General features: G+C 66.2%; 1 protein-coding gene. It reads right to left on the minus strand.

Annotation, left to right across the window (positions count from 1 at the left end; translation table 11 throughout):
• On the minus strand, positions 1-185 hold a 185-nt coding region (locus Q7A36_RS41495; protein WP_305109576.1), incomplete at its 3' end, for a hypothetical protein.
• Positions 186-222 lie beyond the last annotated feature (37 nt).

Here is a 222-nt window from a genome sequence, read left to right on the forward strand (position 1 = left end):
GAGGGCGGCGTGCCAGAGTTGGTCGGCGTCTTTGGCGGTGCCTGCAGCTTCTCTCGCAAGGCCGCGTTTTCTGCCTCAATCGCGGCAACTCGGGCCACCAACGCGTCGACCTGCGCCAACAGCGTTGCAATCAGGTCGTCCTTCTCCGAGGACGACAGCACGGCAGGGTCGACGGACAGGGCCACAGGCCGGTTGACCCATGTTCCGGCCCCTCGTGCAACC

This window comes from Paracraurococcus lichenis, from assembly GCF_030657435.1.
GTDB lineage: Bacteria > Pseudomonadota > Alphaproteobacteria > Acetobacterales > Acetobacteraceae > Paracraurococcus > Paracraurococcus lichenis.